Source organism: Streptomyces sp. NPDC026673 (assembly GCF_040638135.1).
Taxonomy (GTDB): domain Bacteria; phylum Actinomycetota; class Actinomycetes; order Streptomycetales; family Streptomycetaceae; genus Actinacidiphila.
In genome coordinates this window covers 11,510-37,703 of record NZ_JBEZXR010000030.1, presented here as the reverse complement: position 1 = coordinate 37,703, position 26,194 = coordinate 11,510, and the positions used below count along the sequence as shown (strand labels likewise).

The following is a 26,194-nucleotide window of genomic DNA, read 5'->3' as shown; positions in this document are numbered from 1 at the left end:
CCTTTCGACGGAAGGCACTGATGTGAACGCCCTGGCACAGCTGGCGGCCGAGGAGGCGGAGAACCCCCTCATCCCGCCGATCCCAGAGCTCGTCATCGGTCTCATCGCCTTCGCCATCGTCTTCTTCTTCCTCGCGAAGAAGCTGCTCCCGAACATCAACAAGGTTCTGGAGGAGCGCCGCGAGGCCATCGAGGGCGGCATGGAGAAGGCCGAGGCCGCACAGGCCGAGGCTCAGCGGACCCTCGAGGAGTACAAGCAGTCGCTCTCCGAGGCCCGCCACGAGGCCGCGCGTCTGCGCCAGGAGGCGCAGGAGCAGGGCGCCGCGCTCATCGCCGAGATGCGTGCGGAAGGCCAGCGGCAGCGCGAGGAGATCATCGCGGCCGGCCACGCCCAGATCGAGGCGGACCGCAAGTCCGCCGCGCACGCGCTGCGCCAGGACGTGGGCAAGCTCGCGACCGACCTGGCCGGCCGGATCGTCGGTGAGTCCCTCGAGGACAGCGCCCGCCAGAGCCGTGTGATCGACCGCTTCCTCGACGAGCTCGAGGAGAAGGCCGAGGCCGCGCGATGAACGGAGCGAGCCGCGAGGCACTGGCCACCGCGCGCGAGCGTCTCGACGCGCTGGCGGACAACACGTCCGTCGACGCGGCGAAGCTCGCCGAGGAGCTGGCCGCCGTCACGGGGCTGCTCGACCGCGAGGGCTCGCTGCGCCGCGCCTTGACCGACCCGGCCAAGCCCGGTGAGGCCAAGGCGGGCCTGGCGCAGGCGGTCCTCGGCGGGCAGATCGGCGGTGAGGCGTCCGACCTGGTCTCGGGCATGGTCCGCAGCCGCTGGTCGCAGTCGCGTGATCTTGCCGACGCGCTGGAGGAGCTGTCCTACAGCGCCGACCTGATCGCCGCGGAGCGTGCGGGCTCCCTCGACGACGTCGAGGACGAGCTGTTCCGCTTTGGTCGCATCGTCTCCGGCAGCAGTGAGCTGCGGGCGGCGCTGACCGACCGCGCCGCCGGCGCCCGGGCCAAGTCGGACCTGCTGCACTCGCTGCTGGACGGCCGGGTCAACCCGGTCACCGAGCGCATCGCGGTCCGTCTCGTCGCCCACCCGCGAGGCCGTAGCCTGGAGGCAGGGATCGACGCCCTGTCCAAGCTGGCGGCGACGCGCCGTAACCGAACGGTTGCCGTCGTTGTCTCGGCGGTACCGCTGAGCGACCGGCAGAAGCAGCGCCTCGGCGCCGCGCTGGCCACGATCTACGGCCGGCAGGTGCATCTGAACCTCGACGTGGACCCCGCGGTCCGCGGCGGCATCACGGTTCGGGTCGGCGACGAGGTCATCGACGGGACCATCGCGGACCGCCTCGCAGAGGCGACCCGGCGGATGGCCGGCTGAACCAGCCACCAACTCAAAGAGCAGTATCAGCGGCCCGAGTTGGGCCGTAGCGAATACTTCGGGCCCAACAAGGAGAGCAGGGAACCCAGATGGCGGAGCTCACGATCCGGCCGGAGGAGATCCGGGACGCGCTGGAGAACTTCGTCCAGTCGTACAAGCCGGACGCGGCCTCGCGCGAGGAGGTCGGAACGGTCAGCCTGGCCGGCGACGGTATCGCCAAGGTCGAGGGTCTGCCCTCGGCGATGGCGAACGAGCTGCTGAAGTTCGAGGACGGCACCCTCGGTCTCGCCCTCAACCTCGAGGAGCGCGAGATCGGTGCGATCGTCCTCGGCGAGTTCAGCGGCATCGAGGAGGGCCAGCCGGTGCAGCGCACCGGTGAGGTGCTCTCGGTCGCGGTCGGCGAGGGATACCTGGGTCGCGTCGTCGACCCGCTCGGCAACCCGATCGACGGCCTCGGCGAGATCGAGACCGACGGCCGCCGCGCCCTGGAGCTCCAGGCTCCCGGCGTCATGGCCCGTAAGTCCGTGCACGAGCCGATGCAGACCGGCCTCAAGGCCGTCGACGCGATGACCCCGATCGGCCGTGGTCAGCGTCAGCTGATCATCGGCGACCGCCAGACCGGCAAGACCGCCCTGGCGATCGACACGATCATCAACCAGCGTGACAACTGGCGTTCCGGCGACCCGAAGAAGCAGGTCCGCTGCATCTACGTCGCCATCGGCCAGAAGGGCTCCACCATCGCGGGCGTGCGCGCCTCGCTGGAGGAGGCCGGCGCCCTGGAGTACACCACGATCGTGGCGGCCCCGGCGTCCGACCCGGCCGGCTTCAAGTACCTCGCCCCGTACACCGGTTCGGCCATCGGCCAGCACTGGATGTACCAGGGCAAGCACGTCCTGATCGTCTTCGACGACCTGTCCAAGCAGGCCGACGCCTACCGCGCCGTCTCCCTGCTGCTGCGCCGCCCGCCGGGCCGTGAGGCCTACCCGGGTGACGTCTTCTACCTGCACTCCCGTCTGCTGGAGCGCTGCGCCAAGCTCTCCGACGAGCTGGGTGCCGGCTCGATGACCGGTCTGCCGGTCGTCGAGACCAAGGCCAACGACGTCTCGGCGTTCATCCCGACCAACGTTATCTCCATCACCGACGGCCAGTGCTTCCTGGAGTCCGACCTGTTCAACGCGGGCCAGCGCCCGGCGCTGAACGTCGGTATCTCGGTCTCCCGAGTCGGTGGCTCGGCGCAGATCAAGGCCATGAAGTCGGTCGCCGGCCGTCTGCGCGTGGACCTCGCCCAGTACCGCGAGCTGGAGGCCTTCGCCGCCTTCGGTTCCGACCTGGACGCGGCCTCCAAGGCGCAGCTGGAGCGCGGCAAGCGCATGGTCGAGCTGCTGAAGCAGGGCCAGTACGCGCCGTTCCCGATCGAGGACCAGGTCGTCTCGATCTGGGCCGGCACCACCGGCAAGCTGGACGACGTACCCGTAGAGGACATCCGTCGCTTCGAGCGCGAGCTGCTGGACTACCTCCGCCGCGAGAAGAAGGACCTGCTGCTGAGCATCGCCGAGACCGGCAAGCTCGGCGACGACACCGTCGAGGCCCTGACCGACGCGGTGGCGGAGTTCAAGAAGCAGTTCGAGACCTCGGACGGCAAGCTGCTGGGTGAGGGCTGAGCATGGGCGCCCAGCTTCGGGTATACAAGCGCCGCATCAAGTCCGTCACCGCGACCAAGAAGATCACGAAGGCGATGGAGATGATCTCCGCGTCTCGGATCGTCAAGGCCCAGCGCCAGGTCCACGCCTCGTCCCCGTACGCCGATGAGCTCACCCGCGCGGTGGCCGCGGTCGCGACCGGTTCCAACACGAACCACCCGCTGACCACGGAGACCGAGAACCCGACGCGGGCCGCGGTGCTGCTCGTCACGAGCGACCGCGGTCTGGCCGGCGGCTACTCGTCCAACGCGATCAAGGCGGCCGACCGGCTCACCGAGCAACTGCGCTCGGAGGGCAAGGAGGTCGTCCACTACATCGTCGGCCGCAAGGGCGTGGCGTACTACGGCTTCCGTGAGCGCCCGGTCGCGGACTCGTGGACCGGGTTCACCGACAAGCCGACGTACGCGGACGCCAAGTCGGTGGCCGACCCGCTGATCGAGGCGGTCCTCAAGGACACCGCCGAGGGCGGCGTGGACGAGCTGCACATCATCTTCACGGAGTTCGTGTCGATGCTGACGCAGGCGCCGGTGGAGAAGCGGCTGCTGCCGCTCTCGCTCGCCGACGCCACCGGTGGCGAGGCGCGCAAGGAGGGGGAGATCCTCCCCCTGTACGACTTCGAGCCGTCGGCTGAGGGCGTCCTGGACGCACTGCTGCCGCGGTACGTCGAGAGCCGGATCTACAACGCGCTGCTGCAGGGTGCCGCTTCCGAGCACGCCGCCCGCCGCCGCGCGATGAAGTCGGCGACCGACAACGCCGAGGAGCTCATCAAGACGCTCACGCGGCTTGCCAACCAGGCCCGCCAGGCCGAAATCACCCAGGAAATCAGCGAGATCGTCGGTGGCTCCAGCGCCCTGGCCGACGCGTCTGCGGGGAGTGACTAATCATGACCACCACTGTTGAGACGGCCGCTGCCACGGGCCGCGTCGCCCGGGTCATCGGCCCGGTCGTCGACGTGGAGTTCCCCGTCGACGCCATGCCGGAGATCTACAACGCCCTCCACGTCGAGGTCGCCGACCCGGCCGAGGACGGCAAGAAGAAGACGCTGACCCTCGAGGTCGCCCAGCACCTGGGTGACGGCCTGGTCCGCGCCATCTCCATGCAGCCCACCGACGGTCTGGTCCGCCAGGCCCCGGTGACCGACACGGGCGACGGCATCACCGTCCCGGTCGGCGACTTCACCAAGGGCAAGGTGTTCAACACCCTCGGTGAGGTGCTGAACGTCCCCGAGGAGAACGCCAACGTCGGCGAGCGCTGGGCGATCCACCGCAAGGCCCCGAAGTTCGAGGACCTCGAGTCGAAGACCGAGATGTTCGAGACCGGCCTGAAGGTCGTCGACCTGCTGACCCCGTACGTCAAGGGCGGCAAGATCGGCCTGTTCGGTGGCGCCGGTGTCGGCAAGACCGTCCTCATCCAGGAAATGATCATGCGTGTGGCGAAGCTGCACGAGGGCGTTTCCGTGTTCGCCGGCGTCGGCGAGCGCACCCGTGAGGGCAACGACCTCATCCAGGAGATGGAGGAGTCGGAGGTCCTCGACAAGACCGCCCTGGTCTTCGGCCAGATGGACGAGCCCCCGGGCACCCGTCTGCGCGTCGCCCTGGCCGGTCTGACCATGGCGGAGTACTTCCGCGATGTGCAGAAGCAGGACGTGCTGTTCTTCATCGACAACATCTTCCGCTTCACCCAGGCCGGTTCCGAGGTCTCCACGCTGCTCGGCCGCATGCCCTCCGCGGTGGGTTACCAGCCGAACCTCGCGGACGAGATGGGCCTCCTCCAGGAGCGCATCACCTCGACCCGTGGTCACTCGATCACCTCGATGCAGGCGATCTACGTCCCCGCGGACGACCTGACCGACCCGGCGCCGGCGACCACCTTCGCCCACCTGGACGCGACGACCGTTCTGTCCCGTCCGATCTCGGAGAAGGGCATCTACCCGGCGGTGGACCCGCTGGACTCGACGTCCCGCATCCTGGACCCCCGCTACATCGCGGCGGACCACTACGAGTGCGCCATGCGCGTCAAGGGGATCCTGCAGAAGTACAAGGACCTCCAGGACATCATCGCGATCCTCGGTATCGACGAGCTGGGCGAGGAGGACAAGCTCACCGTCCACCGCGCCCGCCGTATCGAGCGCTTCCTGTCGCAGAACACCCACGCGGCGAAGCAGTTCACCGGCATCGACGGCTCCGACGTCCCGCTGGACGAGTCGATCTCCGCGTTCAACGCCATCGCCGACGGTAAGTACGACCACTTCCCCGAGCAGGCGTTCTTCATGTGCGGTGGCATCGAGGACCTCGAGCGCAACGCCCGCGAGCTCGGCGTCAGCTGACGCCCGTAGCCTCACGGCTCACCGTGGCAGGGGGCGGACCCTGTGTCCGCCCCCTTGCCGCACCCCCGTTATCCTTTGTTTTATGCACCCGCCGGACGGCGGTGGGTGCCGACCCGAGGAGCCATCTTGGCTGAGCTGCACGTCGAGCTGGTCGCAGCGGACCGCAGTGTCTGGTCCGGCGAGGCCACTCTTGTCGTCGCACGCACCGAGTCCGGCGACATCGGCGTCATGCCGAACCACGAGCCGCTCCTGGGCGTGCTCCAGTCCGGTCCGGTGACGGTCCGCACCAGCGAGGGCGGCACCGTCGTCGCGGCGGTGCACGGCGGCTTCATCTCCTTCGCGGACAACAAGCTGTCGGTGCTCGCGGAGATCGCCGAGCTCGCCGACGAGATCGACGTCCAGCGTGCGGAGCGGGCCCTGGAGCGTGCCAAGGCCGACGCCGACGCCGCCGGTGAGCGCCGGGCCGAGGTCCGGCTGATCGCGGCGACCAGCGGGTCGCGCTGAGTACCCGGCCCGGTGGGCCATGAGCCGCGGGAGGCCCGTGAGGGTGTCCCGCGGCTGCAGTATCCCTATTCGTGACATGGAGCGAGGAGGTCGGTGGGCGTGATCCTCGCTTTTCAGGTGTGCGGGGCCCTGGTGGCGGTGGCGCTGCTGGGGCTGTTCGTCTTCGGGCTGCGGCGCCGGCTGATCCAGCGGCCCGGCGGCACGTTCGACTGCAGCCTGCGGATGTCGCCCACCGGCGCCGAAGCGCCCTCCGGCAAGGGGTGGGCCTACGGCGTGGCCCGCTACAGCGGTGACCGGATCGAGTGGTTCCGGGTCTTCTCCTACGCGCCCCGGCCGCGACGGGTGCTGGAACGCTCCGCCATCGAGGTGCTGCACCGCCGGCTCCCGGAGGGCCAGGAGGAGCTCGCGCTGCTCTCCGACGCCGTGATCCTGGTGTGCGAGCACCGCGGCGTACGTCTGGAACTCGCCATGAGTGACGACGCCCTCACCGGTTTCCTCGCCTGGCTGGAGGCCGCCCCTCCGGGCCAGCGGGTCAACGTGGCCTGACAGGTTCCGTCGGTCTCCCGCTGGCTGGGGGTCCCCCGGACGAAGTCTGGGGGAGGGGCAACGTGGCCTGAAGCTGTCGCTCCGGCTCGACGTGGCCTGATGCCGTCCCTCCGGCTCAACGTGGCCTGACGGCGGCGCCCTACGGCCGCGCGGTCAGCCCCAACTCCTGCGCCAGAACCGCGGCCTGCACGCGGCTGCGCAGCTCCAGCTTGGCCAGCATGCGGCTGACGTGGGTCTTCGCCGTGGCCTCCGCCATCTCCAGGCGCCTCGCGATCTCCGCGTTGGACAGCCCCTCGCCCACGCAGACCAGCACCTCCCGCTCGCGCGGCGTCAGCGTCCCCAGGGCCGGGTGATCGGGCGTGGGACGCGGCCGCGGGTGGGCGAACTCGCCGATCAGACGGCGGGTGACCGCGGGAGCGATCATCCCCTCGCCGCGGGCGACCAGCCGGACGCCCTCGATCAGCCGGTCGGCCTCGGTGTCCTTCAGCAGAAAACCGGCGGCCCCTGCGCGCAGCGCCCCGAAGACGTACTCGTCCAGGTCGAACGTGGTCAGGACGAGGACCTCGGCCAGCCGCCCGGCGACGATCTCGCGGGTCGCGGACACCCCGTCGAGCCGGGGCATCTGGAGGTCCATGAGGATCACGTCGGGTCGCAGCTCGCGGGCGGCGCGGACGGCGGCCTCCCCGTCGGCCGCCTCGCCGACCACCTCGATGTCCGGCACCGACCTCAGGATCAGCACCAGCCCCGCCCGTACCGCGGACTGGTCCTCGGCGACGACCACCCGGATCATGCGTTCCCCTCCATGGGCAGTACCGCCCTCACCCGCCATGTCGTTCCGTTCCGTCCCGCCTCGAAGGTGCCGCCGAGCAGTTCGGCGCGCTCCCGCATCCCGATCAGCCCGCTTCCCGAGCCAGGTGCCCGTGGGCCGGAGGAGTACCGCCCACCGTTCCCGCAGGGGCTCGCCACGGTCACCGTGAGCGCCCGGGCATCCTGTTCCAGCAGCACCGGCACCTCGCCCGGGGACGCGTGCTTGAGGGCGTTGGTCAGGGACTCCTGCACGATGCGGTAGGCCGCCAGCTCCACCGGCGCGGAAAGCGGGGCGGCACCGCCGGGGCGCTCGTCGCGGAGCACGAAGGCCGAGTGCGGGGCCGCCGCGCGCATCTGGTCCAGGAGTACGTCCAGGCCGGCCAGCCGCGGGACGGGGGCCGGCTCGCCGTCCTCGCCCGCGGAGTCGCGCAGCAGCCCGATCAGCCGGCGCATCTCGGACAGGCCCTGCACGCTGTTCTCCCGGATCACCGCCAGCGCCTCGCGGCCCGGGCCCTCGTGGCGGTCCAGGGACAGCGCGGCGGTGGAGTGGATGGCGATCGCGGACAGATGGCCCGCCACCATGTCGTGCAGCTCGCGGGCCATCCGGGCCCGCTCGCGGCCCACCGCCTCCCGGCGGTCCAGTTCGGCCAGGAGCGCGGTCTGCTCCGCGCGCAGGCGTTCGGCGGCGGCCTCGTCGCGGTGCCGGCGCACGACCACGCCGGTCCAGGCGGGGGCGACCGAGACCAGCGCCCCGATCACGCCGATCAGCAAGGACTCGGCGACCGGTCGCAGGGCCAGGGCGGTGGCGGTGGCGGCCGCCGTGGTGAGCACGCTGGCGACCGGTACGACCCGGGTCAGCCGTTTCGGCCCGTACAGGACGGCGGCGTACACGAGGTCGGTGAACATCAGCACGGTCACCAGGAGCGACCCGATCACGAAGTCGGCGCAGAAGGTCAGCGTGCCGAGGACGATCGCGCACCGGGGCGCCGCGCGTCGCAGCAGTTCACATCCGGCCATGATCGCCAGTGGGACCAGCGGCAGCCAGCGGTGGTCGCCCGCCGGATGGTTCCCGGAGTCGGTGTAGAGGCCGAACGCCCACATCACCAGGCCACCCGCCAGCCCGGACGCGGCGATCAGCGCGTCGTCGCGATGCGGGCGAGGGCGGCCGGCGGTCGTCATGGGTCCATCACAGCACGCGGCTCGGACGCGGCACGTCGGCCCGGGGTCGGACCGTCCCGTACGCCGAAGGATGCAGCCGGGTCTCGTCAGTGCCGACGACGCGCGGACCGCCGCTGACGGGAAAGCCTCGCGGCATGGTGGTGACCCTGATCATCGGTTGCGAGGTCGCGTTCCGGGTGCTGCTCGGCGCCGGGCTCGCGGTACGCCACCTGCCGCGCCGGCCCCGGGCCGGTGCGGCGCTGCTGCTGTGCGTGCCCCTGGTGCCCCTGGTGGACCTGGTGCTCCTGGCCGCCGCCGTGGCCGATCTGCGGCACGGTGGTACGGGGCCGGCGCCCGGCACGGCCTCGCGGCCGCGTACACCGGCTTCTCGGCGAGTTATGGGCACTCCGCGATCCGCCGGGCCGACGCCCGCTTCGCGCACCGCTTCGCGGACGGCCCCGAGCCGCCGCGGCCACCCGTGTACGGCAGGGCCCGGGCGGCGCGCGAGTGGCGGCTCCTCGGCCGTACGGCGGTGTCCGCCGTGGTCGCCGCCGTCCTGCCGCAACTCGCGACCGCGCTCGCCGGCGACACCGGCCGGACCGGGGCCCCGCGGACGTGGCAGGTGCGCAGGGCCTGGATCACTGGGATCCACGCGGCCGCCGATCGCGCGGACGCGGGGTCGAACGGGTGGTCAGCGGTTCTCGCCGGGCACCCAGAGCACGTCACCGACCTCCTTGTTGGCGGTGCGCGCCAGGATGAACAGCAGGTCGGACAGGCGGTTGAGGTAGGTGGCGGTGAGCGGGTTCATCGTCTCGCCGTGCTCCTCCAGCGCGGCCCACGTGGAGCGCTCGGCGCGGCGGACCACCGTGCACGCCTGGTGGAGCAGCGCGGCGCCCGGGGTGCCGCCCGGCAGGATGAAGCTGCGCAGCTTCTCCAGCTCCGCCAGGAAGCGGTCGCAGTCCGCCTCCAGCCGGTCCACGTAGGACTGCTCGACGCGCAGCGGCGGGTACTTGGGGTCGGGCACGACGGGCGTGGCGAGGTCGGCGCCCACGTCGAAGAGGTCGTTCTGGACCCGTACGAGGACGGCCGCGACCTCCTGCGGGAGCGCGCCGAGCGCGAGCGCCACACCGATCGCCGCGTTCGCCTCGTTCGCGTCCGCGTAGGCCGAGATACGGCTGTCGGTCTTGGCCGTGCGGCTCATGTCGCCGAGGGCGGTGGTGCCGTCGTCCCCGGTCCGCGTGTAGATGCGCGTCAGATTGACCATGTGTCGAGCGTAGTCAGGCCGCGCCCGGGGCGCGCCCCGCGGCGGGCCGGCGGCGGCGCCCCCGGAGGCCGCCCGCGGGGGCGGTCCGGGTCAAACTGGACGCGGTACGGGTGCAAGTGGGCGCCGTGGCCCTCAACTGTGCGACGAAGGACACAGGGTGACCCGCCTCTCTTCCTGCTGCGCTCCGCCGTGAGGCGACGTTAAGGTCCCGGCAACAGCATCGAGAAGATAGGTGTGTGCCGTGGCGAAGAAGCTCGCCGTCATCGGAGCCGGCCTGATGGGCTCCGGCATCGCGCAGGTGTCCGCCCAGGCGGGTTACGAGGTCGTTCTGCGTGACATCACGGACGAGGCGCTGGCCCGGGGCAGGGGTGGGATCGAGGCGTCCTACGAGAAGTTCGTCGCCAAGGGGAAGCTCGCCGCCGAGGACGCGGCCGCCGCGCTCGCCCGCATCACCACGACCACCGATCTGGACGCGGCGGCCGACGCCGACATCGTCGTGGAGGCCGTCTTCGAGAAGATCGAGGTCAAGCAGGAGATCTTCCGGGCCCTCGACAAGATCGCCAAGGCCGGAGCGGTGCTCGCCTCCAACACCTCCGCCATCCCGATCACCAAGATCGCGGCGGTGACGGAGCGCCCGGAGAGCGTGGTCGGCACCCACTTCTTCTCCCCGGTGCCGCTGATGCAGCTGTGCGAGCTGGTCCGCGGCTACAAGACCGCCGACGAGACCCTGGCGCGTGCCAAGGCGTTCGCCGAGGAGATCGGCAAGACGACCATCGTCGTCAACCGGGACGTGGCCGGTTTCGTCACCACCCGGCTGATCGCGGCGCTGGTCGTCGAGGCCACCAAGCTCTACGAGTCGGGCGTCGCCTCGGCCGAGGACATCGACATCGCCTGCAAGCTCGGTTTCGGCCACGCGATGGGCCCGCTGGCGACCGCGGACCTCACCGGCGTCGACATCCTGCTGCACGCGGCCGGCAACATCTACACCGAGTCGCAGGACGAGAAGTTCGCGCCCCCGGAGCTCATGCGGCGCATGGTCGACGCGGGCGCTCTCGGCCGCAAGAGCGGCGAGGGCTTCTACCGGTACTGACGGAGCGTCACCCCGAGAGCCCGGTCCGGTGCGACTGACCGGCGGGCTGGGCCCCTCGGGCGCCTCCTGTCACTCGCAAGGGTGAATTCGGTATCGGTTCGCTCACAGACGGCAACCTCTTCGTACGAGGGACCGTCAGTTACGTAGAACCACGGCAGTTTCCACCCATTCACTCCACGGGGAGGCGTAATGCACATCAGGGGCGATCACGCCGAGCTGGTCGTCGGGGGCCGCCTCGACGTCCGCACCGCGGCGGACGCCCGCAAGGTCCTGCACAGCGCGGTGGACGGCGGCCACGGCGACCTCGTGCTCGACCTGACCGAGCTGGACTCGTGGGACGCGACGGGCCTGGGGGTCATCATGGGGGCGCACCGCCGCTGCGGCCGGGCGGACCGCCGCCTGGTCCTGCGGGGCGTACCCGCGCAGATGCAGCGACTGCTGGTCGCGACCAGGCTGCACCGCATCCTGGTCATCGAGGGGGGCATCGCGGCAGAGGCCCTGCCGCGCACTTAAGGCTCCGTCCGGCGGGTCTCCGCGACGTCGGGTGCGCCCGCGCCCGCGTCGGCGCACCCCATGTCGTCCTCGGGTGGTCAACGGCCGTTCCCCCACGGAGAACCGCCCGGCGGGCGCCGGCGCACCCACCGGGCGTGTCGATACGGAAGCGGCAACACCGGACAGATTCGGACGCAATGGCGGCATGGCTGCCCTGGGCTTCGCACATACTGTGGGAAGGTTTAGGGTTCGGTTCCGGCGTGCCTCAACCCCGTACGCCGAGGAGGGGAGCCGGACCGGTCCAACGGCGTACCGCGGGCCCGGTAGGGCCCCGCTGCGACGCATATGGGGGCGGAGACTCATGGACCCACACGGACCCGACATGACCGGTGACGAGTACGGCGCACAACAGGACTCCTCGAACTTCGGCGACGCGACACCGTCCGGCGGCGCGGAGGACGGCGAGACGTCGTCCCCGCGCCTCCCGCGGCCGCCGCGCGACCCGCTCGCCCTCGAGGTCGGGGCGGGCACGGCGGACGGCGACGCGCCACGCGTCGTCGAACTCGTCGTGGGCGACTGCAAGCTGACCCTCAACCCCGTCGACGGCAGCGAGGTCAGCTCCCTGGCGCCCGGCGACGTGCCCCTGCCCGAACGGCGCGGAGCGGAGGAGCGCGCCGCACTGACCGCCGCCGGCCGGCCGTCGATGCCGCCGGGGCCGCGCGCGCCCGAGTTCCCGCTGCTGGAGCGGGCGGAGGAGCGCGAGCGCCTGGTGCGGCTGCTCTCCCGGGGCCGTTCGGTGCGCGTCACCGGTCCCTCGGGTGCCGGCCGCAGCGTGCTGCTCGACGCGGTGGCGGACGCCTGCGCGGACCTCGCCCCCGACGGCGTGATCCGGCTCTCCGGTTACCGGCGTACCCCCAGCGACCTGTTGCAGGAGCTCTTCGGCACCGTCTACGCGGCGGAGGACTACCGCCCGGGGCGGAGCCGGCTGCTGGAACTGCTGCGCGACGTCGGCGCCATCGTCGTCCTGGACGACCTGGACTTCGGCGGCGCCTCCCTGGAGGAACTGCTCGCCGCCGCGCCCGAGTGCGCCTTCGTGATGTCGGCCACGCCCGATGTGCCGGCCCCCGCCTCCGACTCCCTGGTCGAGGAGGTCTTCCTCCCCGGCCTCACCCGGGTCGCCTGCCTGGAGCTGCTGGAGCTCGCCGCGGGCCGGCCCCTGGTGGAGGAGGAGACCGCCTGGGCGGCCGATCTGTGGTTCGAGTCCGAGGGCCTGCCGCTGCGCTTCGTCCAGGCCGGTGCGCTGCTGCGGCAGCGCGACGCCCTCGGAGCGGAGATCCTCGCCGCGGACGAGTCCGTGTGGGGCGACGTGGACCCGGCGGGCGAACTCCCCGTCGACGCGCCCTTCGACGCCGAGCCGGCCCCTTCGGCGTCGCATGTGCCGCTGCCCTCGCTCGCCGAGAGCGCCGCGCCCGCCGCGCTGCTGGCGTCCCGCCTCGGGGCCTCGGCGCAGGAGGCGCTGCGGTTCGCCGTGGCCCTCGGCGGCGAGTGCCCGCACCAGTCGCATCTGCCGGCGCTGGTCGGCGACACCCATGGCGACGCGGCCCTCGGCGAGATCGTGGCCGTGGGGCTGGCCGTTCCGGTCGCCGCGCACCACCGCCTCGCGGCGGGCGTGAGCCGGCAGCTGGCCGTCGTGGAGGGACTGGCCGCGGAGGCGGCCTCCGAAGGCTCCCCACAGGCCCTGGCCGCCGCTCAGCACTACGCATGGTGGGCCGGGCACCCCTCGGTCACCCCGGGGCGCGTCGCCGCCGAGGCGGAGGCCATTCTCGCCGCCCTCGGCGCCGCCCGCGACGGCGGTCACACCAGCGCCGCCGTGCTCCTGGCCCGTACGGTGGCGCCCGTCCTCGCCGCCGCGATGCACTGGAGCGCCTGGGAACGCGCGCTGCGCGTCGGCCAGGAGGCCGCCCGGCTCTCCGGGGAGGTCGCCGAGGAGGCGTACTTCCTCCACGAACTCGGCGTCCTCGCGCTGTGCCTCGGCAACCTGGACCGGGCCCGCAGCGAACTGGAGGCCTCGATAGCCCTGCGCGGCGCTCTCGCGGACCGTCAGGGGACCACGGTGGGTCGCCGCACCCTCGCGCTGGTCGTGGACCGCGCGGGCGGCCCCGTGTCCGACACGGGCCCCGCGGGCGTCGAGACCCCGGCGACGGGCACCGACATCTCCGAGGCGCCCACGGCGATCATCAGCAAGCGGCTGGCCGCCGCGGCCGCCGCCCCGCGCCGGCTCGCCGTGACCGGCTCCCGCCGCAACCTCGTCGCCGCCGGGGCGGGCGCCCTTCTGGCGGCCGTGCTCGGCACCATCGTCACCCTCGGCACGACGGCCTCCGGCGGCGACCAGAACACGCCCATGAACGTCAAGCCCGTCGAGTCCGCCCAGGAGGACGGCGCGGACGACGGCCTCCCCGCCGAGGACATCCCGAGCCCGGGAACCACCCAGCGGAAGCCCGGTCCTTCGTCCAGCGGCACCACGCCGGGGTCCACCGCCTCGCCGGGTACGACGGGCGGCGCGGTGGACCCGGGTACGGGCGGCGGGGAGACCGAGGAACCGGGCGACGGCGAGTCGTCCCCGACGAAGAAGCCGGGGAGCACGACGAAGCCCCCGAAGCCGACGAAGTCGCCGACACATTCGACTCAGCCGCCGGTCACTGAGTCCCCGACGACACCGACAGGCGAGCCCTCGACCACGCCCCCGGGCACGACGGAGCCCAGCGACACCACCAGCGCCGGCGGACCCTCCGAGACCGCGGTCACGACCACGGACCCCGGCACCCCGGCGGAGGCGTCCTCCACGGCCGGAACGATCGTCTGAGCGCCGTACGTCCCGGCGCGGCCTCGGTGGTCTTCCGGACCGCCGGGCCGCGCCGCGGTGCATCCCGCCGGCGCGCGGGGACCTGGCGTCAGAAGAGGCGGAGCTTGTCGTCCTCGATGCCGCGCAGTGCGTCGTAGTCGAGGACGACGCAGTCGATCCCGCGGTCCGTGGCGAGGACCCGGGCCTGCGGCTTGATCTCCTGGGCCGCGAAGATGCCCTTCACCGGCGCCAGCAGCGGGTCCCGGTTGAGCAGCTCGAGGTAGCGGGTGAGCTGCTCGACGCCGTCGATCTCACCGCGCCGCTTGATCTCGACCGCGACGGTCGCCCCGGACGCGTCCCGGCACAGGATGTCCACCGGACCGATGGCGGTCGGGTACTCGCGCCGGACGAGGCTCCAGCCCTCGCCGAGCACCTCCATGCGGTCGGCCAGCAGCTCCTGCAGATGCGCCTCCACGCCGTCCTTGATCAGCCCGGGGTCGACCCCGAGCTCGTGCGAGGAGTCGTGCAGCACTTCCTCGATGGTGATGATCAGCTGCTCGCCGGCCTTGTTGGTGACCGTCCAGACCCCGTCCTCGCCCTCCTTGAGCGTGCAGGGCGGCGACATCCAGTTCAGGGGCTTGTAGGCACGGTCGTCGGCGTGGACAGAGACGCTGCCGTCGGCCTTGACCAGGAGCAACCTGGTCGCCGACGGCAGATGGGCGGAGAGCCGGCCCGCGTAGTCCACGGAGCAGCGGGCGATGACGAGACGCATGGTCGGCAACGCTACTCGCTACCGGCCGCGGTTGGAAAATGGCCTGTAGTGAGCGCTCCCGCCTAGTGTCATGGGACCTCTCGGCCTACGGTTGTGGGTGGAAGCCGTCGTGCGGGAGAACTCTGGGCGGCTTCTCTCCGTAGTCCGTCTGACTCCTCGGACAGGGGGGTCACGAGAGGAGTACTCATGTCGCTCGACGTCTCACCGGCCCTCCTCGAACAGGCCGAGCGAGGCGAGGTCGACGAACGGGAATTCGTCGACTGCGTCCGGACCTCCCTGCCTTACGCATGGGACATGATCAGCTCTCTGGCGGCGCAACTCAAGGTGGACGGCGGCGAGTTCGCCGACAACCAGGTACCTCCGCCGGACGAGCACGCGCGCGGGCAGCTGCTCCGCGCCCTGGCGAGTGACGCGATACGGGGGGCCCTGCAGCGGCACTTCGGGGTCCGGCTGGCGTTCCAGAACTGCCACCGGGTCGCGGTGTTCCCGCTGGACCCGGCGGTCGACGAGCGTTACGCCACCTTCACCTCCGTACGGGCCCAGCTGCTGAACCAGTCCCCGGAGTTCCGGGACTGCTGAACCGGACAGGGTGCTCCCGCCGTTGGTCGCACCACTGCTCTTTGATGTTTCAATCAGGCCAATTGCGGGAGCACTTCGCTGCCGAGGCGTGCCACGTTCTCCTCGGTGGCCGCCAGATCGCCGGAGCCCTCGACGAGGAGGGCGAAGCGGTTGATCCCGGTCCGTTCGGCGGTCGCCGCCAGCCGGTCGGCGCACAGCGCGGGCGGGCCCACCGGGTGGAGATCGCAGAGGAGTTCGGTGTAGGCGAGCGGATCGCGCATCGTCCGGGGCCGGCCGTCGACGGTGCGGTGCGCGGCGAGGCCCCGCTGGAGCCAGCCGGGCATCGCCTTGGTGAGGCTCTCCACGGCGTCGGCGCGGCGGTCCGCGATCTGCACGACACCCGCGGAGACATGTTCCGCCGCCGCCACCATTTCGGGTGAAAGCCCCGCATCGCGCGCCTCCGCCTGCCACATTGCGACCATGGCAGCTTTGTCCTCGTCGCCGCAGTGCATGCCGAGCAGCATGGGCAGACCCCTGCGCGCCGCGAGCCGGACGCTGCCCGGCGAGGTGCAGGCGACGACGACCGGCGGACCGCCGGGCCCGCCGAACTCGTCCACCCGCGGCACCACTTCGACCTCGCGGAAGGCGAATCGTTCACCCGAGGCCCCCACGCGGGGCTCCCGCAGCCAGCGCAGCAGCAGGTCCAGCGACTCGGGGAAACCGCTCTCGAAGGCGGCCAGCCCGGCCCCGAAGACCTCAAGGTCCACCCAGGGCCCGCCGCGCCCCACGCCCAGCGTGAAGCGGCCGCCCGAGGTGATGTGGAGCAGCGCCGCCTGCTCGCCGAGCGCCACGGGATGCGCGGTCGGCAGCACGCTCACGGCCGTCCCGACCCCGATCCGCCGGGTCCTGCCCAGCAGCAGTGCGGCGAGCGTCACAGCGGACGGACACACGCCGTACGGCACGAAGTGGTGCTCCGCCAGCCATACGGAGTCCAGCCCGGCCTTCTCCGCCGCCTCGGCGGACCGCACCGCCCGGTGCAGTGCCTCCCCCGGTCCCTGCCCCGGGAACTGGGCGGCGAGGACGAAAGTACCGACACGCATCGTGCTTCACACCTTCCTCGGTGGCCGACACGGCTCCCCCTACCGGCATTAACGCCTGACACGTGCCAAAGGCACGGTCCGGCCTCCGCGATTTCATGATTTTCAAGGCGATGGCCGGAATGGGGGGTTCTCCGACCTGGTACCCGGGGCGGTACGCGCTACGCGTACGCTGGGAAGCGGTCCTGAGTCCCCTGAAGGCATGAGGTGTGCCCGTGTCCCCGCGCCGAAACCGCCCCAAGGGCGCCGCCGGCAGAGCCGAGGAGCGTCCCGAGGCCGGACCGGCCCGCGGTCCGGAGCGCGTGGAGAGCTGGCAGGGCCAGCAGTGGATCGTCCGTCAGCTGGCGGGGAGTTCGGGCGGCAAGCACTACCGCTGCCCCGGCTGCGACCAGGAGATCCCGCCGGGCGTCGGCCACTTGGTGGCCTGGCCGGAGTTCGGCGGTGTGGAGGACCGGCGCCACTGGCACACCGCCTGCTGGAACGCCAGGGACCGCCGGGGCGCACGGCTCCAGCGGTCCCGTAACGCCCCGCGGTACTGACCGCGGGACGGGTTCCCGGCGGACGGCCGGGTCAGGGTGAGGGTCAGACGTCGCGCTTGCCGAGTGCCGCGTAGGCCCCGGCCAACGCGACGACGGTGATGATCGCGAGCACGACCAGCTGCCGCACGCCGTCGGCGTCCCCGTTCTCCAGCATCGGCATCTGGTAGAGCGAGGCGATGGCGTTGGGGGAGGAGTACTCGATCAGCTTCTGCTGCGTCGTGCGGAGGCTGTCCGCCTGCATGAAGATCGCGACGATCAGTGGCAGGAGCACCAGGCCCATCATCGTGGTGATCGCGCCCGCGGAGTGCCGCAGCAGCGCACCCACGGCCAGCGACAGCAGCCCCAGCAGCGCCACGTACAGGCCGACGCCGACGGTGGCGCCGAGCCACTGCGTGCCGCTCGCCGTGGTGAGCCCGTTCTCGACGACGAGCCGGGCGCTCCTGAAGTCGTTCTCGCCCACCGCACGGCCGCCGAAGGCCCCGTAGTTCATCAGAGCGGAGAGCGCGCAGGCCACCGTGGTGACGGTGAAGCTCAGCGCGAAGAAGACGATCGCCTTGGCGGTCAGCACCCGGCCGCGCTGCGGGCAGGCCGTGAGGGTCGTGCGGATCATGCCGGTGCCGTACTCGGAGGTGATCACCAGCACGCCGAGGGTGATGACGCAGAGCTGGCCGAGCAGCACGCCGAACAGGCCGAAGCCGAGTACCGGTTCGGTGACGTACTGGCTTGAGTCCAGCCCGACGACGAGCAGGTTGATGCCGAGGATCAGCACCAGCATGACGCCGAGCGTCCACATCGTGGAGCGGACCGTGCGGATCTTGGTCCACTCGGACTTCAGCGCGTGGCCGAGGTGGGTCTTCTGCACCGGGAGGGTGGAGGAGAACTGCGGGGCCGGGCTGTAGACGGGGGCGGTCATCGGGCGTCCTCGGCGGGCTGGGTCGGCTGCGGGGCGGGTGCGGGCGCCGGCGACGCCGCCGGCGCGGTCGGCGGCACGGGTGTGCCGGGCGGCACCGGCGGCTGCGCGTACGGGTTCACGGGCGCGGCCGGCCCCGCACCCGGGCCGGACTGCGGCGGGGCGTAGGGCTGCGCCGGGGGCTGCTGCGGCGGCAGGCCCGGGTGGCCGTATCCGTACGGCGGCTGCTGCGGAACGGGCTGCGGGTAGGGCGCCTGGGGTGTCTGCGGGGGCGCGCCCCAGCCGCCGGGCGCGGGCACCCCGGCGGGCTGCTGCAGGCCCTGCCGGGGGTCGGCGGTGGAGCGGTAGTCGACGGCGCCGTTGGTGAGCTGCATGTAGGCCTCCTCCAGCGAGGCCTGGTGGGGTGAGAGCTCCCACAGCCGCACCTCGGCCTCGTGGGCGAGGTCGCTGATCCGGGGCAGCTCCAGGCCGGTCACGCGCAGCGCGCCGTCCTGCTCCTGCTGCACCTGCGCGCCCGCCCCGGAGAGCACCGCCGTCAGTTTCTCGCGGTCCGCCGCGACGTCCGGGGTGCGCACCATCGCGAACCCGGTGGAGTTGCGGGCGATGAAGTCCTTCACGCTCATGTCGGCGAGCAGCTGCCCGCGGCCGATCACGATGAGGTGGTCGGCGGTGAGGGCCATCTCGCTCATCAGGTGCGAGGAGACGAAGACGGTACGGCCCTCGGAGGCGAGCCGGCGCATCAGATGGCGCACCCAGTGGATGCCCTCGGGGTCCAGGCCGTTGACCGGCTCGTCGAAGAGCAGCATCTCGGGGTCGCCCAGCAGGGCGGCCGCGATGCCGAGACGCTGCCCCATGCCGAGCGAGAAGCCCTTGGAGCGCCTGCCGGCGACCTCCTGCAGACCCACCACGCCCAGCACCTCGTCCACCCGGCGGGCCGGGATGCCGGAGAGCTGCGCGAGGCACAGCAGGTGCTGGCGGGCGCTGCGCCCGCCGTGCACGGCCTTGGCGTCCAGCAGCGCGCCCACCCGGCGCGGTGCGTTGGGCAGCTGCCGGAACGGCCGGCCGCCGATGGTCACCCGGCCCGCGGTCGGGGAGTCCAGGCCCAGGATCATCCGCATCGTGGTGGACTTCCCGGAGCCGTTCGGCCCCAGGAAGCCGGTCACCATGCCGGGGCGCACCTGGAACGACAGGTTGTACACGGCCGTCTTGCTGCCGTAGGTCTTGGTGAGGCCGACTGCCTCGATCATGCTCCGCCCCTCGAACAGTCCTCGGGGCGGCGCTCGCCCCCCATGAGGATTAGGAGGCTAGCGGGGCGGGATCGGTTCCCGCCCCCCGTGAGGCCCGAATTCCGGGGGAGCGGTCAGGCGTCCCGCTTCTTCAGCAGCGCGTAGCCGCCGATCAGCGCGACGATCACCCACAACGCCATGATGCCGAGTCCGCCCCACGCGCTGTAGGGAGCGGGGTCGTCCGGGGCGATCGTGGCGCGCATGATCTTGCTGCCGGCCTGGTCCGGGAAGTACCGGGCCACCTCCTTGGCGCCCGGCACGGCCGAGAGGATCCCGGAGATCAGGAAGAAGAAGGGGATGAGGATGCCCAGTGAGACCAGCGGGCTGCGCAGCATCGTCGCGACGCCGACCGCGAAGAGCACCATCAGCGTCATGTAGAGGCCGGCCCCGAAGACCGCGCGCAGCACACCAGGGTCGCTGATCGAGGTGGCGAGGTCACCGCCGAGGACGGCCTGGCCGATGAAGAAGGAGACGAAGCTGACGATCACCCCGAGGACGAAGGTGATGCCGGCGGCGACGGCGACCTTGGAGAGGTAGAAGGTCGCACGCTGCGGCACCGCCGAGAGCGAGGCCCTGATCATGCCGGTGCTGTACTCGCTGGAGATGATCAGCACGCCGAAGGTGATCAGCGCGAGCTGACCGAGGAAGAGACCGGACAGGCTCTGGGCGGTGGCGTCGAACTGGGCGCGGGCTCCCTCTTCGATGGTGTCCCACTGGGTACGGAAGAGCAGGCAGAACAGACCGCTGATGACGATGGTCAGGACGGCGGCGGACGCCAGCGTCCACACGGTCGACCGGACGGTCCTGACCTTGGTCCACTCCGACTGCAGAACAGCGGTGGTCGCTGCCATGTCAGGCTTCCTTTCCGGTGTTCGTGTTCCAGGCGGCGCCCCACTGGGGCGCGGGAGCCACGGCCTCGCCGGCCTCCGCCGCCGCCCCACCGGCGTGGTACTCCACCGACTCGGCGGTGAGCTGCATGAACGCCTGCTCCAGGGAGGCCTGCTGGGGGCTGAGTTCGTGCAGCACCAGCTGGTTCCGGGCGGCGAGTTCACCGATCTTCGCGGACTCCGCGCCCTCGATCTCGAAGGCGCCGTCGTCGCCGGCCACCGCGGTGATCGACGCGGCCGCCAGCGCGTCCTTGAACTTCTCCGGTTCCGGGGTGCGGACGCGGACGTAGGAGCGGGAGTTCTCGGCGATGAAGTCCGCCATCGTCGTGTCCGCCATGAGCTTTCCGCGACCGATCACGATCAGGTGCTCGGCGGTGAGCGCCATCTCGCTCATGAGATGGCTGGAGACGAAGATCGTGCGGCCCTGCGCGGCCAGCCCCTTCATCAGGTTGCGGATCCAGTGGATGCCCTCCGGATCCAGTCCGTTGACCGGCTCGTCGAACATCAGGATCTCGGGGTCGCCGAGCAGCGCCGCGGCGATGCCGAGCCGCTGTCCCATGCCGAGGGAGAACCCCTTGGAACGCTTCTTGGCGACGGGCGCGAGACCGACGATCTCCAGCACCTCGTCGACCCGGCGGGCCGGGATGCGGTTGGACTGGGCCAGGCACAGCAGGTGGTTGTACGCCGTGCGGCCACCGTGGATGGCCTTGGCCTCGAGCAACGCACCGATGTGCTTCAGCGGTTCGTGCAGCTCGCGATAGTGCTTGCCGTCGATGCGGATGCTGCCGCTGGTCGGATTGTCCAGGTCCAGCATCATGCGCATCGTTGTCGACTTGCCCGCCCCGTTGGGGCCGAGGAAGCCGGTGACCACCCCCGGGCGCACCGTGAAGGTGAGGTCATCCACCGCGGTCTTGTCCCCGTACCGCTTGGTCAGCCCCTGCAGCTCGATCATGCCGCATACACTATTTGGCCGCGGCGCGCGATGCACGCGGAATTCCCGCCCCCGTTTGCGCTCCCCGGACACGACCGAGCCCCCCGCCGAGGAGGCGGGGGGCTCGATGCGCGCCAGGGGCTCCGCGGAGCGTCAGCGCTGGGCCGGGACGCCGCGCGAGACGGGCTCGTCGTCGGCGGGGGCGCCGGCCGCGGCGACCGCCGCACCGGTCAGCGTGGCCAGCATCTCGCGGACGTTGGTCAGCTGGGCGTTGATGCTGTCGCGGCGGTTGGTGAGCGCCGCCAGCTCGCGCTCGGATTCGCTGCGGATGCGGTCGGCCTTGGCGTTCGCGTCGGCCACGATGTCCTCGGCCTGGCGCTGCGCGGTCTCCACCGTCTGACGGGCGCGGCGCTCGGCGTCGGTGCGCAGCTTCTCGGCCTCCAGGCGGAGCTGCTCGGCACGGTGCTCGATCTCGGCGAGGCGCTTCTCGGCCTTGGCCTGACGGGACGCCAGGTCGCGCTCGGACTGCTCGCGGCGCTTGGCCAGGTTGGTCTCGAAGTCGGCCGCGGCCTGGGCCGCCTTGGCGCGGGTCTCCTCGAAGAGGGCGTCCGCCTCCTCGCGCTTGGCCTGAGCGTCCTTCTGCGCGTCGGCGCGCAGCTGGCCGGCCTCACCCTTGGCCTTCTCGACGATGCGCTCGCCCTCGTCCTCGGCCTTGCTCTTGCGCTCGGCGGCGTAGGACTCGGCGTCGTTGCGCACCTGCGTCGCGGCGGACTCGGCGAGCTCGCGGTGCTGCTCGGCGGCGCGGCGGGCCTCCTCGCGCAGGTCCTTCGCCTCCTCCTCGGCGAGGCGGAGGATCTTCTCCACGCGCGCGCCGAGACCGGCGTAGGACGGCTCGGCATCGTTGACCTGCGCCTGCGCGTTCTGGGTCTCGAGGTGGAGTTCCTCGATGCGCTTCTCCAGCGCATTGATGCGGGCCAGTGCGCTGTCACGGTCGGCGACGAGCTTGGTGATGCGGTCGTCCACCTGCCCGCGGTCGTATCCACGCCGCACGAGCTCGAAGCCGAAGGGGGAGGAAGTGTCGCTCATGGGGTTCCTGTCAATTCAGACCGGGTGGGGTGATAGGGGGAATCCTAGGGGCCCAAGCGGCGTGTCTTACAGTCACTGTCCAGTAACTGTGCACAATGTCCGCTCAATCGAGTGGCGCATCATCGGACCGCTTGCTCCCTGTCCGGGTCGTACCGGCCGCTGCACCGGCAGTGACCGCGTTCTTACCGTTCTGCGCGCCGTTCTGACTGTTGCCCTTTCCCCCGTCGACCGGCTGCTGGAATGACTCCAGTGCCTCAAGGACATCCTGCACACGGGTGATCTCCGCGTTGATGTCCTGGCGGCGCCGGGTGAGCACCTCGAGCTCCTTCTTGCCCTCGGTCACGATCCGCTCGGCTTCGACACGGGCCTCGCCGCGCATCCGCTCGGCGTCGCGTTCGGCGTCGTTCTTCTTCTGTTCGGCCCCCTTGAGCAGCTCCTCGGCCTTCTTCACCGCGGCGATGCGGACCTTGCTCGCCTCGGCGCTGGCGTTGGACCGAGTCTCCTCGGCCCTGGTCTCGGCGTCCGCGACCATCTCGCGGGCCTTGGCCTCGGCCTTCTCCAACTGTTCGGTGGCGGCCTCGACCAGCTTGTCGACGCGCTCGCCCGCCGACTTCATCGCGGCGGCGGACTCGGTGCGGGCCCGCTCGTGGAGTTCCTCGACCTCGGAATCGACGCGCTGCCGCAGCTCCTCCGCGCGCTCGCGGATGGCGGTGGCGTCCCGGCGGGCCTCCTCCAGCAGAGTGTCGGCGTCCGTACGGGCCCGCTCCACCAGGCCGTTGCCCTCGCCGGTGGCCTCGGCGACGATCCGGTCGGCCTCCTTGCGGGCGGCACCGACCATCGTGTCGGCCTGCTCCTCCGCGGACGTGCCGATCTTCAATGCCTCGGCCTGCGCCTCGGAGATCAATTCGTCCGCCTGCTCGGCGGCCTCGGCACGGCGCTTGTTGGCGTCCTCGCGCGCCTCGTCCCGCATCCGGTCGGACTCCGCGCGGGCCGCCTCGGCGTCCCGTTCGGCCGACTCCAGGGCGTCCTTGGCGAGGATGCCCAGCCGCTCGGCCTCCGCGCGGGCCTTGGTGATCAGCTGGTCGGCCTGCTGGGCGGCCTCCGTGCGGCGCTTGTTGGCCTCGTCGCGCGCCTCGTCCAGGATGCGGCGGGCCTCCGCCTCGGCGGTGCCCAGCGACTCCTCGGCCGCGCGGCGCCGCTGCTCGGCGTCCCGCTCGGCGGAGTCCAGGGCGTCCTTGGCGAGGATGCCCAGCCGCTCGGCGTCGCGCTCCGCCTTGCCCAGCGCCTCCTCGGCCCGGGCGGCGGCGTCGGCGCGGAGCCGGTCGGACTCCTCGATCGCCTCGGTGAGCAGCCGGTCGGCCTGCTCGGCGGCCTCCACCCGCTGCCGGTTGGCCTCGTCGCGGGTCTCCGTCCGCAGCCGGTCGGCCTCCTCGATCGCCTCGCCGACGGTGCGGTCGGCCAGCTGCCGGGCCTCCTCGGCCTCCTCCTGGGCCTCCCGCCGCAGTCGCTGGGAGTCCTCGGTGGCGCGCTCGCGCTCGGCGTTGGCGTCCGCGTGCAGCCGGTCCGCCGCGTCCTGGGCCTCGGACCGCAGGCGCTCCGCGGCGTGCTCGGCCGCCGAGCGCAGTCCGGTGATCTCCTCCTCGGCCTGCTCGTGCAGCCCGTTGACCGAGTCCCGCACCTGCTGCGCCGTCAGCTCGGCCGCGCCGACCAGCTCGGCCGCGTGCCGCTCGGCCTCCGCGACCAGCCGCTCCGCCTCGGCGCCGGCCTCCTCCACCCGCTTGCGGGCGGTGGCCAGCAGCTCCTCGCCCTCGCGACCGGCCTGCGCGCGCTCCTGCTCGGCTTCGCCGCGGGCCGCGCCCAGCAGCTCCTCGGCCTCCCGGCGGCGGCGCGCGGCCTCCTCCTGGGCGGCGGACAGCGCCTCGGCCGCCTCGGCGCGCAGCCGTCCCGCGGTCTCCTGGGCCTCGGCCCGGACCCGGTCGGCGGTCTCCTGCGCCTCGGTGCGCAACTGCTCGGCCTCGGCGGCGGCGTCGCCCCGCAGCCGTACGGCGATCTGTTCGGCCTCGGCCCGGGTCTGCGAGGCGTCGGCCGCGGCCTCGTCCCGCAGCCGCACCGTCTCCTGCTCGGCCTGCTCCTGCAGCGCCCGGACGCGCTCGGCGACCTCCGTGCGCAGCGTGGCCGCCTCCTCGGCGGTCTCGCGGCGCAGCCGCTCCGCCTCGGTACGGGCCTCGCGCAGCGCCTCCTCGGCCGCGACGATCCGGCGCTCGGCCTCCTCGCGGAGCCGGACCAGATCGGCCTCGGCCTCGTCGCGCAGCCGCTGCGCGGACCGTTCGGCCTCCTCGCGCAGCACCTGGCCTGCGCCCTCGGCGTCCTCCCGTACCTGCTCCGCCTGCTGTTCGGCCTCGGTGCGGAGCTGCTCGGCCTCGCCCCGGGCGCGCTCCAGCAGCTCGTCGGCCTGCCTGCGCAGCCCCGCGGCACGCTCGATCGCCTCGGTGCGGACCTTCTCGGAGTCCGCGGTCGCCTTCTGCCGGTGCTCGGCGGCGTCGGCCTTCGCCTTGGTCAGCAGCTCCTCGGCGGACCGGGCCGCCTCCTCGATCTGCTGGACGGCCTCGCGGCGCGCCTCACCGCGGATGCGCTCGCCCTCGGCGACCGCTTCGGCGCGCAGCTGCTCGGCCTCGCCGCGCAGCCTGCGGGCCTCCTCCTGCAGCTCGACCGTCTTGGCGCGGTACTCCTTGGTGTCGTCCTTGGCCGTGCCGAGGAGTTCCTCCGCGGACTCCTCCGCCTGGCCGCGCAGCCGGTCCGCCTCGGCCTCCGCCTCGCGGCGGATGCGCTCGGCCTCCTCGCTCGCCGCGCGGGTGGTGGCACGGGCGTCCTCGGTGGCCTTGTTGAGGACCTCCTCGGCGGTGCGGGCCGCCTTGGCGAGCGCCGCCGCGGCGTCCTCGGCCGCCTCGGACTTGGCCGTCTCCTGGGCCTGGCTGCGCATCCGCTCGGCCTCGGCCTTGGCGTCGGCGAGGATCTGCTCGGCGTCGGCCTTGGCGGTCTCCGCCTCCTTGGTCGCCTCGGCGACGAGCCGGGCGACCTCGGCCTTGGCCGTGCGGGTGCGCTGCTCGTTGTCGGCGTCGACGGTCGCCAGTCGCTTGGCGGCGTTGGTCGAGGCCTCCTCGCGCAGCCGGTCGGACTCGCTCTGCGCCTCGCGGAGCTTCTCCTCGGCCTCGCGCAGCTTCTCCTCGGCGGCGCGGGACACCTCGCCGGCCTGGGTGCGGGCGCTCTCCGCGTCGTTCCGCGTGGAGGTGCGCAACTGCTCGGCCTGGGTGGTGGCCTCCTGGGCCTGGGCGGCCGCGGCGTTCAGCAGCCGCTCGGCGTCCGCGCGGGCCCGGCGCAGCAGTTGCTCGGCCTCGGCGCGGGCGGTGGAGGACTCCGACTCCAGACGGTCGCGGGCGCCCTCGGCGATCCGCTGCGCCTCGGCGCGGGCGGCGGCCAGCGCGGCGTCCGACTCGGCGCGGGTCTCCTCCATGAGGCGGCGGGCCTGTGACTCGGCCCGGGCGCGCAGCTGTTCGGCCCAGGCCACGTTCTCGTTGACGTGGCTCTCGACGTTGGTGCGGCGCTCGGCCAGCTCCTCGTCCAGGCGGCGGCGCCGGGCGACGGCCTCGGCGTGCCACTCGGCCTCCACACGGGCCTGGTGCTCGGCCTGTTCCTGGAGCAGCCGCTGGGTGGCCGCGCGGGCCTCGCGCAGCTCGCGCTCGGCGTCGGCGCGCAGCTGGTCGGCCTGGATCTGGGCGTTGCGCAGCAACTGGTCGGCCTGGTGGCCGAGGTTGTCGTAGGCAGGACGCGTCGCGAGGTTGCGGCGCGCCTCGTGCAGCTTGGCGCGCAGCACCTCGACCTGGTAGCCGAGGTCTTCGGCATGCTGGACGACCTTGTCCCGCTCCTTACGAAGCCGCTCCATCTCGGCCTCGAACTGCGAGAGGTGGTCGTCCTCAACCTCGTAGCGGTCGTAGCCCCGCACTCCGCGGTCCCATCCGTCT

The 26,194-nt window shown here is 72.2% G+C and carries 23 protein-coding genes; 12 read left to right on the top strand and 11 right to left on the bottom strand.

The features are described from left to right. Positions 1-22 precede the first annotated feature (22 nt). The 7 genes from AB0F62_RS21135 to AB0F62_RS21105 all read left to right on the top strand — a co-directional run bounded on the left by AB0F62_RS21135 (position 23) and on the right by AB0F62_RS21105 (position 6,456). Complete coding sequence (locus AB0F62_RS21135; RefSeq protein WP_361800959.1) at positions 23-568, top strand: F0F1 ATP synthase subunit B; 546 nt, start codon at positions 23-25, stop codon at positions 566-568. After that, positions 565-1,380 carry a F0F1 ATP synthase subunit delta gene (locus tag AB0F62_RS21130; RefSeq protein WP_361800956.1) on the top strand — a complete coding sequence of 272 codons (816 nt, stop codon included), beginning with the start codon at positions 565-567 and terminating at the stop codon, positions 1,378-1,380. Before AB0F62_RS21135 ends, AB0F62_RS21130 begins: the two co-directional genes overlap by 4 nt. 89 nt (positions 1,381-1,469) lie before the next feature. Further along, positions 1,470-3,041: a F0F1 ATP synthase subunit alpha gene (gene atpA / locus AB0F62_RS21125; protein ID WP_361800953.1), complete on the top strand. Its 1,572-nt coding sequence runs from the start codon at positions 1,470-1,472 to the stop codon at positions 3,039-3,041. A 2-nt stretch (positions 3,042-3,043) separates the two neighbouring features. Continuing rightward, the gene (locus tag AB0F62_RS21120; RefSeq protein WP_361800950.1) at positions 3,044-3,961 is read left to right on the top strand and encodes a F0F1 ATP synthase subunit gamma; all 918 of its coding nucleotides are present in this window, start codon (positions 3,044-3,046) and stop codon (positions 3,959-3,961) included. Positions 3,962-3,963: 2 nt separating this feature from the next. Then, positions 3,964-5,406 (top strand): F0F1 ATP synthase subunit beta, encoded by a 1,443-nt coding sequence (gene atpD / locus AB0F62_RS21115; protein ID WP_361800947.1) that lies wholly within the window; start codon positions 3,964-3,966, stop codon positions 5,404-5,406. Between the two features lie 123 nt (positions 5,407-5,529). Then, entirely contained in the window at positions 5,530-5,910 is a 381-nt protein-coding gene (locus AB0F62_RS21110) for a F0F1 ATP synthase subunit epsilon (RefSeq protein WP_361801120.1), read from the top strand. A gap of 99 nt (positions 5,911-6,009) precedes the next feature. Further along, positions 6,010-6,456, top strand: a complete 447-nt coding sequence (locus tag AB0F62_RS21105) for a DUF2550 domain-containing protein (RefSeq protein ID WP_361800944.1) — start codon at positions 6,010-6,012, stop codon at positions 6,454-6,456. 139 nt (positions 6,457-6,595) lie between these two features. Here the strand turns inward: AB0F62_RS21105 and AB0F62_RS21100 are convergent, their stop codons facing one another. From AB0F62_RS21100 to AB0F62_RS21090, 3 genes are all read right to left on the bottom strand, one after another. Then, the gene (locus AB0F62_RS21100; RefSeq protein WP_361800941.1) at positions 6,596-7,246 is read right to left on the bottom strand and encodes a response regulator transcription factor; all 651 of its coding nucleotides are present in this window, start codon (positions 7,244-7,246) and stop codon (positions 6,596-6,598) included. After that, the gene (locus AB0F62_RS21095) at positions 7,243-8,442 is read right to left on the bottom strand and encodes a histidine kinase (RefSeq protein WP_361800938.1); all 1,200 of its coding nucleotides are present in this window, start codon (positions 8,440-8,442) and stop codon (positions 7,243-7,245) included. The genes AB0F62_RS21100 and AB0F62_RS21095 overlap by 4 nt, the downstream gene beginning before the upstream one ends. A gap of 670 nt (positions 8,443-9,112) precedes the next feature. Next, on the bottom strand, positions 9,113-9,685 hold the full coding sequence (locus AB0F62_RS21090; RefSeq protein ID WP_361800935.1) for a cob(I)yrinic acid a,c-diamide adenosyltransferase: 573 nt from the start codon (positions 9,683-9,685) through the stop codon (positions 9,113-9,115). Positions 9,686-9,926: 241 nt separating this feature from the next. On the opposite strand from AB0F62_RS21090, the gene AB0F62_RS21085 reads away from it, so the two are divergent. The 3 genes from AB0F62_RS21085 (at position 9,927) to AB0F62_RS21075 (ending at position 14,130) form a co-directional block, all read left to right on the top strand. Further along, positions 9,927-10,775, top strand: a complete 849-nt coding sequence (locus AB0F62_RS21085) for a 3-hydroxyacyl-CoA dehydrogenase family protein (RefSeq protein WP_361800932.1) — start codon at positions 9,927-9,929, stop codon at positions 10,773-10,775. Positions 10,776-10,964: 189 nt separating this feature from the next. After that, positions 10,965-11,288 carry an STAS domain-containing protein gene (locus AB0F62_RS21080; RefSeq protein WP_018563514.1) on the top strand — a complete coding sequence of 108 codons (324 nt, stop codon included), beginning with the start codon at positions 10,965-10,967 and terminating at the stop codon, positions 11,286-11,288. A 361-nt stretch (positions 11,289-11,649) separates the two neighbouring features. Further along, a complete protein-coding gene (locus AB0F62_RS21075) occupies positions 11,650-14,130 on the top strand; it encodes an ATP-binding protein (protein WP_361800929.1) in 2,481 nt (826 codons plus the stop codon). Between the two features lie 88 nt (positions 14,131-14,218). On the opposite strand, the gene nucS is transcribed toward AB0F62_RS21075, so the two are convergent. Further along, complete coding sequence (gene nucS / locus AB0F62_RS21070) at positions 14,219-14,881, bottom strand: endonuclease NucS (protein ID WP_361800926.1); 663 nt, start codon at positions 14,879-14,881, stop codon at positions 14,219-14,221. Between the two features lie 186 nt (positions 14,882-15,067). On the opposite strand from nucS, the gene AB0F62_RS21065 reads away from it, so the two are divergent. After that, on the top strand, positions 15,068-15,460 hold the full coding sequence (locus AB0F62_RS21065; protein ID WP_361800923.1) for an SCO5389 family protein: 393 nt from the start codon (positions 15,068-15,070) through the stop codon (positions 15,458-15,460). A 53-nt stretch (positions 15,461-15,513) separates the two neighbouring features. Here the strand turns inward: AB0F62_RS21065 and AB0F62_RS21060 are convergent, their stop codons facing one another. Continuing rightward, positions 15,514-16,539, bottom strand: a complete 1,026-nt coding sequence (locus AB0F62_RS21060) for an LLM class flavin-dependent oxidoreductase (RefSeq protein WP_361800920.1) — start codon at positions 16,537-16,539, stop codon at positions 15,514-15,516. A 212-nt stretch (positions 16,540-16,751) separates the two neighbouring features. Between AB0F62_RS21060 and AB0F62_RS21055 the strand changes: the two genes are divergently transcribed. Beyond that, on the top strand, positions 16,752-17,075 hold the full coding sequence (locus AB0F62_RS21055; protein WP_361800917.1) for an ATP/GTP-binding protein: 324 nt from the start codon (positions 16,752-16,754) through the stop codon (positions 17,073-17,075). 43 nt (positions 17,076-17,118) lie between these two features. Here AB0F62_RS21055 and AB0F62_RS21050 read toward each other — a convergent pair whose 3' ends face one another. From AB0F62_RS21050 to scy, 6 genes are all read right to left on the bottom strand, one after another. Then, the gene (locus AB0F62_RS21050) at positions 17,119-17,850 is read right to left on the bottom strand and encodes an ABC transporter permease subunit (RefSeq protein ID WP_361801117.1); all 732 of its coding nucleotides are present in this window, start codon (positions 17,848-17,850) and stop codon (positions 17,119-17,121) included. Between the two features lie 134 nt (positions 17,851-17,984). After that, entirely contained in the window at positions 17,985-19,232 is a 1,248-nt protein-coding gene (locus tag AB0F62_RS21045) for an ABC transporter ATP-binding protein (protein WP_361800915.1), read from the bottom strand. A 113-nt stretch (positions 19,233-19,345) separates the two neighbouring features. Next, complete coding sequence (locus tag AB0F62_RS21040) at positions 19,346-20,122, bottom strand: ABC transporter permease (protein ID WP_361800912.1); 777 nt, start codon at positions 20,120-20,122, stop codon at positions 19,346-19,348. A gap of 1 nt (position 20,123) precedes the next feature. After that, positions 20,124-21,110, bottom strand: a complete 987-nt coding sequence (locus AB0F62_RS21035) for an ABC transporter ATP-binding protein (RefSeq protein ID WP_361800909.1) — start codon at positions 21,108-21,110, stop codon at positions 20,124-20,126. A gap of 132 nt (positions 21,111-21,242) precedes the next feature. Next, on the bottom strand, positions 21,243-22,175 hold the full coding sequence (locus tag AB0F62_RS21030; protein WP_089225107.1) for a cellulose-binding protein: 933 nt from the start codon (positions 22,173-22,175) through the stop codon (positions 21,243-21,245). Positions 22,176-22,278: 103 nt separating this feature from the next. After that, on the bottom strand, positions 22,279-26,175 hold the full coding sequence (scy, locus tag AB0F62_RS21025; RefSeq protein ID WP_361801114.1) for a polarized growth protein Scy: 3,897 nt from the start codon (positions 26,173-26,175) through the stop codon (positions 22,279-22,281). Positions 26,176-26,194: the final 19 nt, after the last annotated feature.

Bases quoted from the DNA above. Each gene is read 5' to 3' on its own strand.
- nucS (WP_361800926.1), bottom strand. From the start codon at position 14,881: ATGCGTCTCGTCATCGCCCGCTGCTCCGTGGACTACGCGGGCCGGCTC.
- AB0F62_RS21045 (WP_361800915.1), bottom strand. From the start codon at position 19,232: ATGATCGAGGCAGTCGGCCTCACCAAGACCTACGGCAGCAAGACGGCC.
- atpD (WP_361800947.1), top strand. From the start codon at position 3,964: ATGACCACCACTGTTGAGACGGCCGCTGCCACGGGCCGCGTCGCCCGG.
- AB0F62_RS21095 (WP_361800938.1), bottom strand. From the start codon at position 8,442: ATGACGACCGCCGGCCGCCCTCGCCCGCATCGCGACGACGCGCTGATC.
- AB0F62_RS21075 (WP_361800929.1), top strand. From the start codon at position 11,650: ATGACCGGTGACGAGTACGGCGCACAACAGGACTCCTCGAACTTCGGC.
- AB0F62_RS21080 (WP_018563514.1), top strand. From the start codon at position 10,965: ATGCACATCAGGGGCGATCACGCCGAGCTGGTCGTCGGGGGCCGCCTC.
- AB0F62_RS21040 (WP_361800912.1), bottom strand. From the start codon at position 20,122: ATGGCAGCGACCACCGCTGTTCTGCAGTCGGAGTGGACCAAGGTCAGG.
- AB0F62_RS21060 (WP_361800920.1), bottom strand. From the start codon at position 16,539: ATGCGTGTCGGTACTTTCGTCCTCGCCGCCCAGTTCCCGGGGCAGGGA.
- atpA (WP_361800953.1), top strand. From the start codon at position 1,470: ATGGCGGAGCTCACGATCCGGCCGGAGGAGATCCGGGACGCGCTGGAG.
- AB0F62_RS21130 (WP_361800956.1), top strand. From the start codon at position 565: ATGAACGGAGCGAGCCGCGAGGCACTGGCCACCGCGCGCGAGCGTCTC.
- AB0F62_RS21035 (WP_361800909.1), bottom strand. From the start codon at position 21,110: ATGATCGAGCTGCAGGGGCTGACCAAGCGGTACGGGGACAAGACCGCG.
- AB0F62_RS21120 (WP_361800950.1), top strand. From the start codon at position 3,044: ATGGGCGCCCAGCTTCGGGTATACAAGCGCCGCATCAAGTCCGTCACC.
- AB0F62_RS21090 (WP_361800935.1), bottom strand. From the start codon at position 9,685: ATGGTCAATCTGACGCGCATCTACACGCGGACCGGGGACGACGGCACC.
- AB0F62_RS21050 (WP_361801117.1), bottom strand. From the start codon at position 17,850: ATGCTGGTGCTGATCCTCGGCATCAACCTGCTCGTCGTCGGGCTGGAC.
- AB0F62_RS21030 (WP_089225107.1), bottom strand. From the start codon at position 22,175: ATGAGCGACACTTCCTCCCCCTTCGGCTTCGAGCTCGTGCGGCGTGGA.
- AB0F62_RS21065 (WP_361800923.1), top strand. From the start codon at position 15,068: ATGTCGCTCGACGTCTCACCGGCCCTCCTCGAACAGGCCGAGCGAGGC.
- AB0F62_RS21100 (WP_361800941.1), bottom strand. From the start codon at position 7,246: ATGATCCGGGTGGTCGTCGCCGAGGACCAGTCCGCGGTACGGGCGGGG.